Genomic DNA, 16,883 nt, shown 5'->3' on the forward strand with positions numbered 1-16,883 from the left:
AAAAGAATGGGACTGTTTGATTACAAAAATGCCGGCAGTGCGGCCGGCAAAGAGTTGTACAGCGATGCCATCGCATTGACGCTGTATGCCTACACGCCAACCGGCCAGCCGTTGCCGGCCACCGGTTGGGCGCCGATTGGCGCGACGGCACTGGGATACAAAGGCAAGGCCAGTGCTCAAGGCACCTTCTATGGCGAGAAAGAGGGTTTCACCAGCGCCGAATCTGAAGTGCTCGGCAAGTACGACGCCGCCGGCAAGCTGATCGGCCTCGGTGTGGCCTTTCGCGGCACCGGTGGCCTGGGCTACAGCGACACCTTTGGCGACATGAAAAACAATCTGCTGGCGGCTGTCGGACCGGTGGATTACGCGAAGAACTACGCCAAAAGCGCCTTCGATACCTTGCTCAAGGACGTCGCCGCGTTCGCCATTGCCCACGGCCTGAGCGCCAAGGACGTGCTGTTCAGCGGCCACAGCCTCGGCGGTCTGGGCGTCAACAGCGTCGCGGAACTGAGTGGCAGCAATTGGGGTGGTTTCTTCAAGGACGCCAACTACGTGGCCTTCGCCTCGCCGACCCAAAGCGCCACCGGCAACAACGTGCTGAACATCGGCTACGAGAATGATCCGGTGTTTCGCGCGCTGGACGGCACCACGTTCAGCAGCGGCTCAATGGGCAAGCACGACGGCCATCAGGAGTCAGCGACCAACAACATCGTCAACTTCAACGATAACTACGCGTCGACCTCACAGAACCTGGTGCCGTTCAGCATCATCAATCCGCTGAACTGGTCGGCCCATGGCTCGTTGGGGTATGCCGACGGCTTGAACCGGGTGATCGACTCGCGCTTCTACGACCTCACGACCAAGGATTCGACGCTGATCGTGTCCAACCTGACGGAGTCGTCCCGCAGCAGCACCTGGGTCGAGGACCTGGGCCGCAGCGGCGAGCCACACACCGGTAGCACGTTCATCATCGGCACCGACAGCAATGACTTGCTCAAGGGCGGCGCCGGCAATGACTTCATCGAGGGCCGGGACGGTAACGACCGATTCCGCGATGACGGTGGCTACAACATCCTGCTGGGCGGCAAGGGCAGCAACACCTTCGAGCTGCAAAAGCCGCTGCAGAACTTCAGCTTTGCCAACGATGGTGACGGCACGTTGTACGTGCGCGATGCCTACGGCGGCATCAGCCTGACCCGCGACATCGGGGCGCTGGTGAGCAAGGAGTCGAGTGGCTGGTGGGGCATGACCAGCAAGGAGATCACCTACACCGTCAGCGCCAACGGCTTGCTCAACGGCAGCGAACTGACCCACTACAACCACTCGCTCAATGGCGATGCCTACGGCAATACGCTGGCCGCCACTGTCGACGGCGACTGGTTGTTCGGCAACGCCGGCGACGACCTGCTGCGCAGCGACAAGAGTCACGTCACCTTCGTCGGTGGCACGGGCAATGACGTGATGCATGCCGCGGGCGGCAACAACACGTTCCTGTTCAGCGGAGCCTTCGGTTTTGACGCGATCAATGGCTACCAGGGCAGCGACAAACTGGTGTTCATGGGCGTCCAGGGCGCAGGGCAGGGCTACGACTACAAGCAACATGCAACCCAGTCCGGCCATGACACGGTGCTCAAGGTTGGCGATTTTGCCGTGACCCTTGTCGGGGTCGGGCTGGATAACCTGTCGGCTTCAGGCATCACCTTCGCGTAAGAAAAGCTGCATGCACTAAATGCTCCGGGGCGCCTCGTCAGTGAGGCGTCCTGGTTGTGAGCTATCTCTGACGATTCCAGCAAAGAGAGAGGCAATATCTATGGGTGTGTATGACTACAAGAACTTCGGCACAGCCGATTCCAAGGTGTTGTTCAGCGACGCCATGGCCATCACGCTGTATTCCTATCACAACCTCGATAACGGCTTTGCCGCCGGTTATCAGCACAACGGCTTCGGCCTCGGTTTGCCGGCGACGCTGGTCACCGCGCTGATCGGTGGCACTGACTCCCAGGGCGTCATCCCGGGCGTTCCATGGAACCCCGATTCGGAAAAACTCGCTCTGGCTGCCGTGCAAAAGGCCGGTTGGACGCCGATCACCGCCTCGCAATTGGGCTATGACGGCAAGACCGATGCACTGGGAACCTTCTATGGCGAGAAGGCCGGGTTCACCAGCGCTCAGGTCGAGATCCTCGGCAAGTACGACGCCCAGGGTCATCTCACCGAAATGGGCATTGCCTTTCGCGGCACCAGCGGCCCGCGGGAAATCCAGATCAGCGACTCCATTGGCGACATCATCAACGACCTGCTGGCCGCGCTGGGTCCCAAGGATTACGCGAAGAATTACGTCGGTGAAGCCTTTGGCAAACTGCTCGGCAACGTCGCCGCGTTTGCCAGTGCCAATGGGCTGTCGGGCAAGGACGTGCTGTTCAGCGGCCACAGCCTGGGCGGGTTGGCGGTCAACAGCGCGGCGGACCTGAGCACTGACAAGTGGGGCGGTTTCTTCAAGGACTCGAACTACATCGCCTACGCGTCGCCGACCCAAAGCAGCACCGATAAAGTGCTTAACGTTGGCTACGAAAACGACCCGGTGTTCCGCGCGCTCGACGGCTCGACGTTCAACCTGGCGTCTGTCGGCGTGCACGATGCTCCCAAGGATTCGGCGACGGACAACATCGTCAGCTTCAACGATCACTACGCCTCGACGGCGTGGAACGTGCTGCCGTTTTCCATCCTCAACGTCCCGACCTGGATTTCGCACTTGCCGACCGCTTATGGCGATGGCATGAACCGGGTGATCGAGTCGAAGTTCTACGACCTGACCAGCAAAGACTCGACCATCATCGTCGCCAACCTGTCGGACCCGGCGCGGGCTAACACTTGGGTCCAGGATCTGAACCGCAACGCTGAAACCCACAAGGGCAGCACCTTCATCATCGGCAGCGACGGCGACGACCTGATCCAGGGTGGCAAGGGTAACGACTACCTTGAAGGCCGGGATGGCAACGACACCTTCCGCGATGGTGGCGGCTACAACATCCTGCTCGGCGGCAAGGGCAATAACGTGCTGGACTTGCAGCAGTCGGTGAAGAGCTTCGATTTCGCCAACGATGGCGCCGGCAACCTCTACGTGCGTGATGCCAATGGCGGCATCAGCATCACCCGCGACATCGGCAGCATCATCACCAAGGAACCGGGATTCCTGTGGGGCGTGTTCAAAGATGACGTGACCCACAGCGTCACGGCAGATGGCCTGAAGGTCGGCAACAACTTCACTCAGTACGCCTCGAGCGTGAAGGGTGGGGCGGGTGCCGATACGCTGACCGCACACGCCGGCGGTGATTGGCTGTTTGGCCTGGACGGCAACGACCATTTGATCGGTGGCAAGGGCAACGACGTGTTTGTCGGCGGCGCGGGCAATGACCTGATGGAGTCGGGCGGCGGGATCAATACCTTCCTGTTCAGTGGTGCGTTTGGCCAGGACAAGGTGGTTGGTTATCAGGCCAGCGACAAACTGGTGTTTATGGGTGTTGCGGGAGTGGCGCCGAACGATGACTTCCGGGCGCATGCCACGGCGGTCGGGCATGACACGGTGCTGACGTTTGGTGGTGATTCGGTGACGTTGGTGGGGGTTTCGCTCGGTAGCCTGAACGCCGACGGCATCGTCATCGCCTGATAACAAGGTCGTTACACACAACCTTGTGGCGAGGGCGCTTGCTCCCTCGCCACAATCAGTGTCAAAAGTGACTTAACAGCCACTCCCTGACTCAAAGCCCTGCAAAAACAGGAAATGCGGCCTAAAGCGAGCACGTGCCCACACGTTCTACCGCTAGCCACCATTGATTACAGGAGATTCAAACGTGAAAGGTTTCAAGGGGTATGTCGGGTTTATGGGTTTGGTGCTGTGTTCGGCCAATGCCTGGGCCGACCTGCCTCAAAGCTCGATTCTGAGCCGTTACGGTATTAGCACCGATCAGTTGCCGGCGCCGGCAAAAACCGACGTGAGCGAACCTGCCGAAGAGAAAAGCCGCTTTCAGATCCAGCCCGAACAGCCGTTCGTGACCCTGCGCCTGGGTGACGGCAAGCAGCCACAAACCACCGGCAATCTGAGCATCGACCGCATGGCCCAGCAGGATCTGGAGCGTTGCCAGCGTTTGCAGGGGGAAGTGGCCCGGCGCGGCGGAACCTACATGCCGTGCGACAACAGCCTGCCCGGCATGCCGAACTTCGAGTAATGATGCCAATGTAGGAGCTGCCGCAGGCTGCGATCTTTTGATCTGGTTTTTACAGATCAAAATATAAAGATCGCAGCCTGCGGCAGCTCCTACAGGGGGCTTGTCAGTCTTCTTTGCGTACGGTGGCGACTTCGTCGGCGCGGACCTTCACTTTCGCCCCGGAAATATCTTCGAATTCATAGAAGCCGTCCTTGGTCTTGGTTTTCGGCATGTCCTTGGTCAAATACTGGGTGCCGTTCTGCAGGGTCACCACTGTTGGCGTCGCGCAACCGGCCAGGGCCAGGAAAGCAGCGACTGCCAGGGGCAGGCCCAGGGTCTTGATGTTCATACATACCTCTGACTCCTCATGATTTGATACCGCACAATGTCGGTGTTCTAACGCGGTTGGTGCCATTGCGCCGGAAAAAGTTCGATGTGCCGGTTAAAAAATGCCATTGATCCTTTTCCGTTTGCCCGGACAGGGCGTAGCTGGTATCTGTACGCATAACCAGTATTCGCTTGCCATGGCCCTTATTTCCTGTGATTGCAAACCCGCTCGACGATCCGTTCTATTACTTGAATAACTTCATGCAAGTGCTTGATTGGCTTGAACATCGCTATGCCGATGTATTGAGTGTCGAGGAACAACGCTTCATTCGTGAATTTAACCGCTTGCCCCGTGAGTCTCGGGCATTGCTGGTGCGGATGGTAATGCGCAAGGGCCTGCATTTCCGGGCCGGTAAGCTGCATTACGTCGAGATCGGTGACATCGCCCAAGCCGCGCAACCGTTGTTGCAACACACCTGGCTCGATGAGCACGCGGCGCTGAGCATGGCAGAAGTGTTCGATGTGCTGCTCAAGGGCGAAATCCTCCAGGCTTTCGGTGCTTTCATCGAACAGCCCAAGGGCCGCAAGGATGGCTGGTTGCCGCTGTTGGCCGAGCAGTTCAACGAACCGCGCAGCCTGCGTGACTGGGCGCCGTTGCTTGCCGAGCGTCTGTTCAGCCTGACCATCATGGGGCTGTGTGATCGGTTGCGTTTGATGTTCTTCGGCAATCTTTACCAGGATTGGTCGGAGTTCGTGTTGGCGGACCTCGGTATCTTTACCTATGAAAAAGTCGAGTTTTGCGCCGAATCCCGCGGCTTGCGTTGCCGGGAAGACGTGGACGCCTGCGTGTTCCTGCACGACTGTCAGCTTCGGTTCGAGGTCGGTGAAGACGTCGCCGTCGTCGTCGAGCAGATCAACGCCTTGGCACTGAGTAATCCCTGGTTGCAACGTCGCCGGGGCAAGTTGTTGTTCCAGATTGGCCAGCATTGCGAACGCGTGGCCGATTTCGCCAATGCCCTGACCATCTACCGTGAATGCGCTTATCCCGGCTCGCGCCTTCGGCTGATTCGGGTGCTGGAGCGTTGCGGTGAGTATTCGTTGGCCCTGGACCTGGCAGCCTTAGCAGAGCAAGCACCGGAAAGCGCCGCCGAACAGCAGCAATTGCTGCGGGTGTTGCCAAGGCTGCGGCGCAAACTGGGCGGGCCGCCGATGAAACGCGCAGCCCCTCGGGCCATGCAGCGCCTGGATCTGCAACTGCTGCGAACTGATCTGGCGTTGTCGGTGGAGTACTACGTGCAGGCGCACTTGGCCGAAGAATCAGCGCCGGTGCATTACGTCGAGAACAGCCTGATCAATTCGTTGTTCGGCTTGCTGTGCTGGCCGGCGATTTTCGCGCCGTTGCCGGGGGCGTTTTTCCACCCGTTCCAGCGCGGGCCGGTGGATTTGCTCAATGAAGACTTTCACGGTCGCCGGGCCGAACTGTTCCAGGCCTGCCTCGCCGAACTGGACGACGGGCGTTACCGTCAGACGATTCGCGAGCGTTACGTGGCCAAGTGGGGCGTGCAGTCGCCGTTCGTGTTCTGGGGCGCGCTGACCGAGGAGTTACTCGATCAGGCGCTGGACTGCCTGCCGGCCGAACACCTCAAGCTCTGGTTCGACCGCTTGCTACTGGACATCAAGGCCAACCGCGCCGGCATGCCGGACCTGATCCAGTTCTGGCCGCAGGACAAGACCTACCGCATGATCGAAGTCAAAGGCCCCGGCGATCGCCTGCAAGACAATCAACTGCGCTGGATCGAGTTCTGCCACGAACACCAGATGCCGATTGCCGTCTGCTACGTGCAATGGACGGAGCAGAGCGCTTGAGCTACAGCATTGCGGTGCGGGCGCTGTGTGAGTTCACCGCCAAGGTCGGTGATCTCGACTTGCGCTTCACGCCATCACCGACCGCGCTGGAAGGCATCGTCGGCCATCGCACGGTCGCGTCCCGGCGCAACGACGCTTACCAGAGCGAAGTGGCGCTGGAAGGTTCGTATCAAACGTTGAAGGTAAAGGGCAGGGCGGACGGCTACGATCCGGGGAAAAACTGCCTGGAAGAAGTCAAAACCTATCGCGGCGATCTGAGCAAACAACCGGCCAATCATCGGCAGTTGCATTGGGCTCAGGCCAAGATCTACGGCTGGCTGATGTGCCAGAAGCTGCAACTGGCGCAGGTCAACCTGGCGCTGGTGTACTTTGACATCGTCAGCGAAAAGGAAATCTGCCTGGTCGAGGCCTTCAGTGCTGCCGAACTGGAGGCGTTCTTTGAGCATCATTGTCGGTTGTTCCTGTACTGGGCCGAGCAGGAAATGGCCCATCGCGAAGCCCGTAATCTAGCGGCGCAGGGTTTGGCTTTTCCCCATGCCGGGTTTCGTCCGGGGCAACGGCATCTGGCCGAGTCGGTGTTCAAAGCCGTCAGCACCGGCCGTTGCCTGATGGCACAGGCACCTACCGGAATCGGCAAGACCGTCGGCACATTGTTCCCGATGCTCAAGGCTCTGGCGCCGCAGCAACTGGACAAGGTGTTCTTCCTCACGGCGAAAACCCCGGGGCGCAAACTGGCGCTGGACGCGGCACAGGTGATCCTCGACAGCGCCGACGCGCCACCATTGCGCATTCTGGAGATGATCGCCCGGGACAAGGCTTGCGAACACCCGGACAAGGCCTGCCACGGCGAATCCTGTCCGTTGGCCCAGGGCTTCTACGACCGATTGCCCGCCGCGCGTCAGGCCGCCAGTCAGTTGAGCCTGTTGAACCAGAGCGCCTTGCGTGAAGTCGCACTGGAACACAACGTTTGTCCCTATTACCTCAGTCAGGAAATGGCCCGCTGGGCGGACGTGGTGGTCGCCGACTACAACTACTACTTCGACTTCAGCGCCTTGTTGTTTGGCTTGTCCCAGGCCAACAACTGGCGGGTCGCGGTGCTGGTGGACGAGGCCCACAACCTGGTGGAGCGTGGCCGGCAGATGTACAGCGCCAGCCTCGATCAATTCACGCTCGGCAATGTGCGTAAAACCGCGCCCGAAGCACTGAAAAAGTCTCTGCAACGGCTTAATCGGGAGTGGAACGCGCTGCATGCGCCACAACTGGCGGCGTATCAGGCATACGACAAGGCCCCGGAAAAACTGCTGCAAGCGATATCCCTGTGTTGTGCCGCCATCGGCGATTACCTCAACGACCACCCGCAGGGCCTTGATAGCGGGTTGCAGAACTTCTATTTCGACTTGTTGCAGTTTGGCCGAGTCGCCGAGTTGTTCGACGAGCATTACCTGTTCGACATCAGCAAGCGTGACCTCGACCGCAAACGTCCACTGTCGCAGTTGTGCCTGCGCAACGTGGTGCCGGCAGCGTTCATCGGGCCACGCCTGAAAGCGGCGCGCAGCAGCGTGCTGTTTTCCGCGACGTTGAGCCCGCGCAACTACTACGCCGATCTGCTCGGCACGCCGGCCGACACAGTCTGGGTCGACGTCGAATCGCCGTTCAGCGCCGCGCAGTTGCAGGTGCACATCGTCAGCCGCATCTCGACGCGCTTCAACCATCGTCAGGCGTCGCTGCTGCCCATCGTCGAGCTGATCGCCAAACAGTTCAGCGAGCGCCCGGGCAACTATCTGGCGTTCTTCAGCAGCTTCGATTACCTGCAACAAGTCGCGCAATTGCTTGCCGAGCAACATCCGCACATCACCCTGTGGCAGCAATCGCGGGGCATGGCCGAACAGCAGCGACAGGCGTTTCTTGACCAGTTCACCGCTGACAGTCAAGGCGTCGGTTTCGCCGTACTCGGTGGCGCATTCGGTGAAGGCATCGACCTGCCGGGTGCACGGTTGATCGGCGCGTTCATCGCCACCCTTGGCCTGGCGCAGCTCAACCCGGTCAACGAGCAGTTGAAGCGGCGCATGGCGGCGATTTTCGGCGCGGGTTACGACTACACCTACCTTTATCCAGGCATACAGAAAGTCGTGCAGGCGGCGGGGCGGGTGATCCGTACCCGCGAAGATCGCGGCATGGTGATGCTCATCGATGACCGGTTTGCCGAAAGCCGGATCAGGCAGCTATTGCCCAAGTGGTGGACCTTGGAGCATTCAGGCGTAGGTCTTTGAGGACTCTTTGAAGAGGGCGTTTCCGAGAGTCTTGTAGGAAATATTTCCTTTAAAAGCAGTGACATATCTCGTATCGATAGGCCGTTTGCGAGATCGGCCAAAGCCGACTTTATTGATAAGACCGCACCACGCGGACCTCATTATCGATAAGGACATCGACCGCATGACTATCCCTGCCACCTACAGCCATACCCCAGAGCAACTCACCGCTGCATTTACTGAAATCAGCGCCACGCTATTTGCAGCGGCGACCGCCGAGGCCCGTCCAAAATTGCTGATCACCGCCGGCGTGCAGAGTTCGGGCAAGACCTGGCTGCTCGAAAAGACCTTGTTACCCACCGGCAAATACAGCAACTACGTACGTCTCTACCTGCCGGAGTACCGCAAAAAGCACCCGCAGTATCAAGACATGCTCAAGCTAGGGGTACTTCACGCTTATGAGCACACCGAAACGTTTATTCGCGAGCTAGGCGGCAAAATCTTCGAAAAGGCTTTCATGCAGAAGCTCAACATCATCATGGAGTGCGCTTTCGACTCCATCGATTTTGCGACGCTGGCGGCAACGGCAGTCAACGCTGGGTACCAGTTCGAAGTACACATCGTTGCGTGCAGTCAGCCGTTTGCATTCATGTCCGGGTTCAAGCGCGCCTTCAAGAGTCTGGAAAAACAAGAGCCTGAGCGTTTTGTCCGGCCGTCCGTCATCAAATCAAGCCTGGCAACCGCTCACGCGGTGGTTTTTGCCCTTGAGGCAGCTGCCCGCCAATCTGACGGCTCACAGATCTTTTTGTACGAGCGCGGCATGGGGGCACTGAAGGAGCGAGCGCAGCGGGCGCACAGCCTTTATGCCAAGGATGAAACGGGGAAACTGACCATCACGTCCACTGCAGGGCTGCCCGCTTATAACTACGCCGCGTACGAACTCATCAGCGGCCGCTCGATCACAGGGCCGAGCGAGCACCACGAGCTCATCAAGGAATGCCATTTGATGCTGCTGCAATGCAGTCAGTATGCCGAGCAGCTCCCGGACTACGTCTACGACGCGCTCTATTCGCGTATCTTCAGATACGCGCAACGTTGAGCTTTCCAATTCATTGGTTTGCCGCATACTTCCATTAATACCCAATGTGCCGTGAGTCGTACCCGATGAGCAAAAACAACAAGAGCGCCGCCATAGAAGAGATGCGCTTCAGGCTGTTGATCGATGCGGTGGTGGACTATGCGATCTACATGATCGACCCCGATGGCATTATCACCAGTTGGAATTCCGGCGCCCGACGCTTCAAAGGGTATGAAGAAGCAGAAATACTCGGCCAGCATTTCTCGCGTTTCTATACCGAAGAGGATCGCCTTGCCGGCAAGCCCCAGCGAGCGCTGGATACGGCCATTGCCGAAGGTCGTTTCGAGGGTGAAGGCTGGCGGGTTCGCAAGGATGGCACGCGCTTCTGGTCCCACGTGGTGATTGACCCGATTCTCGACCCGTCAGGCACGTTGCTGGGTTTTGCCAAGATCACCCGGGACCTGACCGACCGCAAAATGGCCGAAGAAACCCTCAAGCAAAGCGAGCAGCAATTTCGCTTGCTGGTCCAAAGCGTCACCGACTACGCCATCTATATGCTCGACCCGCACGGGCGCTTGACCAACTGGAACCTCGGTGCCCAGCGCATCAAGGGTTACCGGCCCGAAGAAGTCATCGGCCAGCATTTTTCGATGTTCTACACCCCTGAGGACCGTGAGCTCGGCGAACCTCAGCGAGCATTGGAGACTGCCACTCGCGAGGGCCGGTTCGAAAACAAGAGCTGGCGCATGCGCAAGGACGGCACACGTTTTCTCGCCCATGTGGTGGTGGATGCCATTCGTGGGGAAACCGGGATATTGCTCGGTTTCGCCAAGATCACTCGTGATATCACCGAAGTGACAAAGGCCCAACAGGCCCTTGAGCAAACCCGCGAAGCGTTGTTCCAGGCGCAGAAGATGCAGGCCATCGGCCAACTCAGCGGCGGGATTGCCCACGACTTCAATAACCTGTTGACGGTGATTCTCGGAAACCTGGAAATCGTCCGTAAACGTATGGGGGACGATCCGAAAATCGTTCGTTTGCTGGACAACGCCACCCAAGGCGCCATGCGCGGCGTTTCCCTGACCCAGCGCATGCTGGCCTTTGCCCGGCGTCAGGAACTCAAGACCGAATCCGTCGAGATCCCGGCCCTGGTGCAAGGGATCACCGGGCTGTTGCGCAGCTCCCTGGGGCCCTCGGTGAAAATCGAAACCAACTTTGCGCCAGACCTCGAACCCGCCGAGGCCGACGTGAATCAACTTGAGTTGGCAGTGTTGAACCTGGCGACCAATGCCCGTGACGCCATGCCCAATGGCGGCCGTGTGGTCATCAGCGCGGAGCCGCAAGTCGTGTTCGAACAGGCCCACTCGGTACTGGCGGCAGGTCGTTACATTTGCCTGAGTGTGATCGATACCGGCGAAGGCATGGATGCCGCTACGCTGTCGTCGGCCAAAGATCCGTTTTTCACCACAAAAGGTGTCGGCAAGGGCACAGGCCTGGGGTTGTCGATGGTTCACGGCTTTATCGAGCAATTGGGTGGGCGATTCATCCTCAAGAGCCAGAAGGACCAGGGCACCTGCGCTGAACTCTGGTTACCTGTCGCCACGGCCGGCGCGGTGCCCAGGTTGACGCCTGTAGTGCAAGCCATGCTTCCGGTGCCCGGACTGAGCGTGCTAGTGGTGGATGACGATAGCCTGGTGCTGACCAGCACCAGCCTGCTGCTTGAAGACCTGGGCCACCGGGTGATCAGCGCGGCATCCGGCGCTCAGGCGCTGGAAGCATTCGACAGCGGTCAAGCGATTGATCTGGTCATCACCGACATGGCCATGCCGCGAATGAACGGTGCGCAACTGGCGCACGCAATTCGTCTGCTCAAGCCAGACTTGCCGATCATCCTCGCCACCGGTTATGCCGAGCGCCTGGAAGGCTTTTTGCTGGAACTTCCGCGTCTTTCCAAGCCGTTTACCCAACTCAATCTGGTGGAAATCATTGCCCAATCGATGAAATGACACTCAGTGAATCAGGCTGAACTTGTCTGGAAGGGACGACTTCTAAAGGTTTTCCCACTCCGGAGCGTGCGCCTCTTGTCTCGCATACTGACCCAGCCGAACGCTGAAGAAACCCTGACCGAACACAACGCCAAGATGTTCGGTTCGCCCAAGGAACGCCTGGATTTCTATCGCCGGGAAATCCAGTACGAAACCAGCATCGTGGCCAACCGCACCGATGCGTATCTGGCCGCGCAATCGTTCCTGGTGATTGCCTTCGCATCGAGCATGTCCAATCTCAACCCCGAGTGGGGCAAGCTGTTCACCCTGGTGGTGCCGCCGTTTCTGGCGCTGTTGGGGTTGCTCAGCTCACTCAATGCCTGGCCGGGCATTCGTGCGGCGTACGACATCATCGATCACTGGCACTTCAAGCAAAGCCAATTGCTGCGCAGCGAACCGCTGATTGGCTTGGCCTACGATGAATCGCCGCTGTTCTGTGAAACGGAATCCAGTCACAAGGGCTATCGCAAGTCGCTATTGTTTTCGGTGCGCACGCCGTGGATTTTTGCGACGTTCTGGGTTTTGTTGGGCAGCTATGCGTTTTACATTCAGGTCACCAATCCCGGGGCCTGATCCGCAAATAAATGTGGCGAAGGAGCAGGCTCCTTCGCCACATTTACAGTGCCATCCTGACCGGACAGCAAGGGTTGTTGCTCAGACCACTCATGCAACGGTTTCGAATTCTCGGCGTAACGCCTGCGAATTGTGCGAAGACATCGGGATCGGCGGAAAATCTTCGTTGAGCACGTACAGATGGTCGATGGCGTCCTCAAACATCGAGTCGGCTTTCTTGCGCAGCGCTCGATAACGCTCGAACTGTTCGATATCCAGATTCTGCGCGTCCAGCAACTCGTTGGCCGCTCGATTCAGGGTATGGGCGTTATCAAACAATTGGCGATTGCGCTCCAGAGCCAACGCTCTGCAAGCCTTGATTTGCGCAGGAGTCGAGCATTCTTTCATGACTGTAACCTTAATTTTCAGGGTTCCATTTCATAAGCTTCGCGCCGCAGGGGAACCGAACCTGCCGGGCCCCGCCTGACATGTTCGGCGAGGGGTTATGCTTGTGACCGGCAGTGATCAAGCGAGGATCCATTTTTTTACAGAAAATAATTCGATGATTTCTGCCGCGAAGACATCAATACGGATCAGTTTTTTTGGTTTTGCCGTTGTTCGTAGCGGGCCAGGATGGGTTGAGTGCTGATGCCATGCAGCAAAATGCTCAGCGCCACAACAGACAACGTCAGGTTGGTGCAGACCGCGGCCAACGACCCGGACAGGCCCTGGTTCAGGGCGTAGAACAAATAGAACAGGCTGCCGATCCCTCGAATGCCGAACCAGCCAATCAACAGGCGTTGGCGACCCTCCAGCAATCCACCCCACGGCATAAGGGCAACGCAGGCCGGGCGTATCAGGCAGAACAACACGCCGCCCACCCATAGCGCTCGCCAGTCCCAGTGCGGCACCAGTACCACCCCGAGCAAGGTCACCAGAAACACCTCCATGGCCCGTTCCACCAGACTGCCAAAGGCCAGCATGTCGCCCATCATGATGCCGGCGGCGACCTGAGAGTCTTCCAGGTTTTCTAGATCGCCATGCACGGCGGCCTCGGGCTCGACGTTCTGATGACCGACCACCGGTTGCACCAGTTGCTCGGCCGGGGTCTGGGTGTCGCCGGTAGACTTGACCTCGGCCTGGCGCAATCCCAAACCTGCGGCGAACACGGATAGAAAACCGTAGCCGTGAATCGACTCGGCCGCCACATAGGCCAGCGCGATCAGCGCCAGGGTCAAGTAATCATTGGGGGAAAAGGTGCTGTCGGCATTGCGGATGCGCATCGACAAGGTCGCCCGACCGATGCCGTGGCCCATCCAGTAACCGATCAGCAACCCGGCAGGCACCGCCCACAACAGGCTTTTCAGGGCCCAGTCAGTGAGCCAGGTGTTGGAGTCACCGGACTGTTGCAACACTAACAAGCCGAGGATGACGAAAGGAAACGCGACGCCGTCGTTCAGGCCGGCCTCACCCGAAAGCCCGAAACGCACCGAGTCGTAATCCTTGGCATCGTTAACCTGCACCAGCGACGCCAATACCGGGTCGGTCGGTGCCAGAATCGCGCCGATCAGCATCGACGGGCCCCACGCCAGGCCCAAGCCGTAATGCAGCAACAGGCAAACACCGGCGATGGTCAGCACCATCACCGGCCCCGCCAGCCCGAATGCGACGCGCCATTTGCGATCCCTGAGCGGCAGACGCAACTTGAGTCCGCAGACAAACAGCGAAAAGAGCACCGCGACTTCCGTCAGGTGCTCCATCCAGTTTGCGGCGTCCTTGATGTCGAGCTTGAGCAAATCCAGGCCCGCCGGGCCGATGGCGATCCCCAGCACCAGGCACACTGCCGAGGTGGTCACCGGCATCCAGCGCAGGTACGACGAGGTCAGCGCCAGCGTCAGCAGCACCGCGCCCAACACTGCCAACCACACAATGAAACTCATGATTTGCCGCCTCCTGGTATGACAACTGACGGCAATCGCCCTGTCCCTGATACCTGTGCAGGCGCTGCAGGCTGCGATCTTTTGATTTAGATCTTTTAAAAACAGATCAAAAGATCGCAGCCTGCGTCAGCTCCTGCATGACTGTATAAACGCGTGCGTTAGAGCATCGGTTTGCCGCCGGTGACGCCGTAGCGCTGACCGGTGATGTAGCTCGCTTCGTCGGAAGCGAGGAGGACGTAGATCGGCGCCACTTCGACAGGCTGACCGGGGCGGCCCAACGGCGTGCTGCCACCAAAGTTCTGCACTTCTTCGTCGGGCATGGTCGAGACGATCAGCGGCGTCCAGATGGGCCCCGGAGCCACGCAGTTCACACGAATCTCCCTGGGCCCGAGCATTTGCGCCAGGCCGCCGGTGAAGTTGGCAATCGCGCCTTTGGTGGTGGCATAGGCGAGCAGTGTGGGTTTGGGCATGTCCGAGTTGATCGAACTGGTATTGATGATCGACGAGCCCGCGCGCATGTGTTTGATCGCCGCCTGGCTCAACCGGAAGATCGCGGTGATGTTGACGTCGAAGGTCATCAGCCATTCGTCATCGGGGATCTCTTCAAACGTTTCGTGAGTCATCTGGAACGCCGCGTTATTCACCAGCACGTCGATCCGGCCGAAGCGTTCCACGGTCTTGTCCACCAGCGCCTGGCAGTGGTCCTTTTGCGCAATATCGCCCGGTAGCAGAAGGCACTGGCGGCCCGCCTGTTCGACCCAGCGCGCGGTCTCTTTGGCGTCGTCATGCTCATTGAGATAGGCCACGGCGACGTCTGCGCCTTCACGGGCGAAGGCAATCGCCACAGCGCGACCGATGCCGCTGTCGGCGCCGGTGATCATGGCGATTTTGCCGGCAAGGCGCCCGGAACCGACGTAGCTTTGCTCGCCGCAATCGGGGTAAGGCTGCATTTTGCTCTGCGAGCCGGGAACGGATTGCGCCTGTTTGGCGAAGGGCGGTTTAGGGTAATCGGTCATCGCGGGTCTCCGAGTCTCATGGCTGGTATGGGTGGTTGACCCGGTGCGTTTGCCGTGAGTTCGATCGGATTTGCGATGGTCTTTCAGACTAAATAGAAACCTGGGGAGCCAGCCTGCCAGCTCCCACAGGGATTCAGTGCTGATATCAGCTAATGCGGTTGGTCAGGGCGCGCTCCATGCGGGTGATGCCTTCCTCGAGTAACGCCCGCGGGCAGCCGAAGTTCAGGCGCACGAACTGTTTGCTCTGATCACCAAAATCCAGACCAGCACTCAAGCCGACCTTGGCTTGTTCAAGGAAGAACTGCTGCGGATCGGCCAGCCCCAACGCCGAGCAATCGAGCCATGCCAGGTAAGTGCCTTGTGGCACGTTGATGCTCACGCCTGGCAATCGCGTGCGAACGGCATCCACCAGATAATCACGGTTGCCTTGCACATAAGCCAGCATCTCGGTCAGCCACGGGCCGGCTTCGCTGTAGGCCACGCGGGTGGCTTCCAGGCCCAGCGGGTTGACGCTGTCGACCATGCCGCAACGCGCGTGGTTGACCCGAGCCAGCAGCGCCGGATCCTGGATGATCATGAACGAGGTCTTCAGACCGGCGATGTTGTACGCCTTGCTCGCCGACATCAGGGTGATGGTGCGCTTGGCGATCTCCGGGCTCAGCGATGCGGTCGGAATATGTACACGCCCGTCAAAGCACAACTCGGCGTGAATCTCGTCGGAGATGATCCAGGCGTCCTGCGCCAGGCAGATGTCGGCCACCGCTTGCAGTTCTTCCCGAGGGAAGACCTTGCCCAGCGGGTTGTGCGGGTTGCTCAGCAGCAGCGCGCCGCCGCCGTTCAGGGATTCGCGCAACGCATCGAGCGGTGTGGCGTAGGAACCATCCGCCTGGGCGACGAACTCAAGTTCAACCTTGTTCAGCCCCCAATTGCCCGGCGCATGACGCAGCGGCGGGTAGTTCGGCGTTTGTACTACAACGTTCTGTTGCGGCTGGACCAGCGCTTTCAGCGCCATGTTGAAGCCCGACTCCACACCCGGCAGAAACACCAGTTCTGAAGGCTTTACCCGCCAGGCGAGTTTGTTCCAGAGGTCGGCGACGATGGCGTCACGCAGGTTGTCCTGAGGCACGCTGTAGCCAAGCAACGGGTGTTCCAGGCGTTTTTGCAGGGCCTGGATGATCACCGGCGGCGCCGCAAAATCCATGTCGGCCACCCACATTGGCAACACGTCGGCCGGGTAACGGCTCCATTTGGTACTGCCGGTCGCGTGGCGGTCGAACACCTGGTCAAAGTCGAAGGTCATGCTCAGTCTCATAGAAGGCGGGATTGGTCCTGCCGGGCATTCTAAGCCCATGACCCTGTGGGAGCACACAAAACCTGTGGGAGCTGGCTTGCCAGCGATAGCAGTAGATCAATCACCATAATTGTTGGATGTGCCGACGCCATCGCTGGCAAGCCAGCTCCCACAGGGTTTTGTATCAAGCCATGAGATCGGATCGACAAACGGCCGACGGTCGGTTTTCACACAGATCGTATGGTCTTTGTCTACAGTGAAAAGGTCGGCAGAGGTTTGCCGCGACTGTGTTTGTCCAGAAAAACCCGGCAAAGCAC

Annotated in this window: 13 protein-coding genes; 8 read left to right on the forward strand and 5 right to left on the reverse strand. The window is 59.2% G+C overall.

Annotated elements, in window-relative coordinates:
- The first annotated feature begins 6 nt into the window (after nt 1-6).
- The 3 genes from JFT87_RS18485 (at nt 7) to JFT87_RS18495 (ending at nt 4,223) form a co-directional block, all read left to right on the forward strand.
- Complete coding sequence (locus JFT87_RS18485; protein WP_201203539.1) at nt 7-1,710, forward strand: polyurethane esterase; 1,704 nt, start codon at nt 7-9, stop codon at nt 1,708-1,710.
- A gap of 100 nt (nt 1,711-1,810) precedes the next feature.
- Nucleotides 1,811-3,664 (forward strand): polyurethane esterase, encoded by a 1,854-nt coding sequence (locus JFT87_RS18490; RefSeq protein WP_201203540.1) that lies wholly within the window; start codon nt 1,811-1,813, stop codon nt 3,662-3,664.
- Nucleotides 3,665-3,848: 184 nt separating this feature from the next.
- A complete protein-coding gene (locus JFT87_RS18495; protein ID WP_201203542.1) occupies nt 3,849-4,223 on the forward strand; it encodes a hypothetical protein in 375 nt (124 codons plus the stop codon).
- A 103-nt stretch (nt 4,224-4,326) separates the two neighbouring features.
- Here JFT87_RS18495 and JFT87_RS18500 read toward each other — a convergent pair whose 3' ends face one another.
- Nucleotides 4,327-4,551 (reverse strand): YgdI/YgdR family lipoprotein, encoded by a 225-nt coding sequence (locus JFT87_RS18500; protein WP_201203543.1) that lies wholly within the window; start codon nt 4,549-4,551, stop codon nt 4,327-4,329.
- 239 nt (nt 4,552-4,790) lie between these two features.
- Between JFT87_RS18500 and JFT87_RS18505 the strand changes: the two genes are divergently transcribed.
- From JFT87_RS18505 to JFT87_RS18525, 5 genes are all read left to right on the forward strand, one after another.
- Nucleotides 4,791-6,395, forward strand: a complete 1,605-nt coding sequence (locus JFT87_RS18505) for a VRR-NUC domain-containing protein (protein ID WP_201205261.1) — start codon at nt 4,791-4,793, stop codon at nt 6,393-6,395.
- The gene (locus JFT87_RS18510; protein ID WP_201203545.1) at nt 6,392-8,665 is read left to right on the forward strand and encodes an ATP-dependent DNA helicase; all 2,274 of its coding nucleotides are present in this window, start codon (nt 6,392-6,394) and stop codon (nt 8,663-8,665) included. Before JFT87_RS18505 ends, JFT87_RS18510 begins: the two co-directional genes overlap by 4 nt.
- Before the next feature lie 163 nt (nt 8,666-8,828).
- Nucleotides 8,829-9,743, forward strand: a complete 915-nt coding sequence (locus JFT87_RS18515; RefSeq protein WP_201203548.1) for a zeta toxin family protein — start codon at nt 8,829-8,831, stop codon at nt 9,741-9,743.
- 65 nt (nt 9,744-9,808) lie between these two features.
- Nucleotides 9,809-11,728 (forward strand): hybrid sensor histidine kinase/response regulator, encoded by a 1,920-nt coding sequence (locus JFT87_RS18520; RefSeq protein ID WP_201203551.1) that lies wholly within the window; start codon nt 9,809-9,811, stop codon nt 11,726-11,728.
- A 75-nt stretch (nt 11,729-11,803) separates the two neighbouring features.
- Nucleotides 11,804-12,340 (forward strand): hypothetical protein, encoded by a 537-nt coding sequence (locus tag JFT87_RS18525; RefSeq protein ID WP_201203552.1) that lies wholly within the window; start codon nt 11,804-11,806, stop codon nt 12,338-12,340.
- Nucleotides 12,341-12,430: 90 nt separating this feature from the next.
- Here the strand turns inward: JFT87_RS18525 and JFT87_RS18530 are convergent, their stop codons facing one another.
- The 4 genes from JFT87_RS18530 to JFT87_RS18545 form a co-directional block, all read right to left on the reverse strand.
- On the reverse strand, nt 12,431-12,727 hold the full coding sequence (locus JFT87_RS18530) for a hypothetical protein (RefSeq protein ID WP_201203553.1): 297 nt from the start codon (nt 12,725-12,727) through the stop codon (nt 12,431-12,433).
- Nucleotides 12,728-12,912: 185 nt separating this feature from the next.
- Nucleotides 12,913-14,259: a cation:proton antiporter gene (locus JFT87_RS18535; RefSeq protein ID WP_201203560.1), complete on the reverse strand. Its 1,347-nt coding sequence runs from the start codon at nt 14,257-14,259 to the stop codon at nt 12,913-12,915.
- Between the two features lie 158 nt (nt 14,260-14,417).
- Complete coding sequence (locus JFT87_RS18540; RefSeq protein WP_201203561.1) at nt 14,418-15,275, reverse strand: glucose 1-dehydrogenase; 858 nt, start codon at nt 15,273-15,275, stop codon at nt 14,418-14,420.
- Between the two features lie 145 nt (nt 15,276-15,420).
- Nucleotides 15,421-16,575 carry a MalY/PatB family protein gene (locus tag JFT87_RS18545; RefSeq protein ID WP_201203564.1) on the reverse strand — a complete coding sequence of 385 codons (1,155 nt, stop codon included), beginning with the start codon at nt 16,573-16,575 and terminating at the stop codon, nt 15,421-15,423.
- Between the last annotated feature and the right edge of the window lie 308 nt (nt 16,576-16,883).

Source organism: Pseudomonas sp. TH15 (assembly GCF_016651105.1).
In the GTDB taxonomy this organism is placed as follows: Bacteria; Pseudomonadota; Gammaproteobacteria; order Pseudomonadales; family Pseudomonadaceae; genus Aquipseudomonas.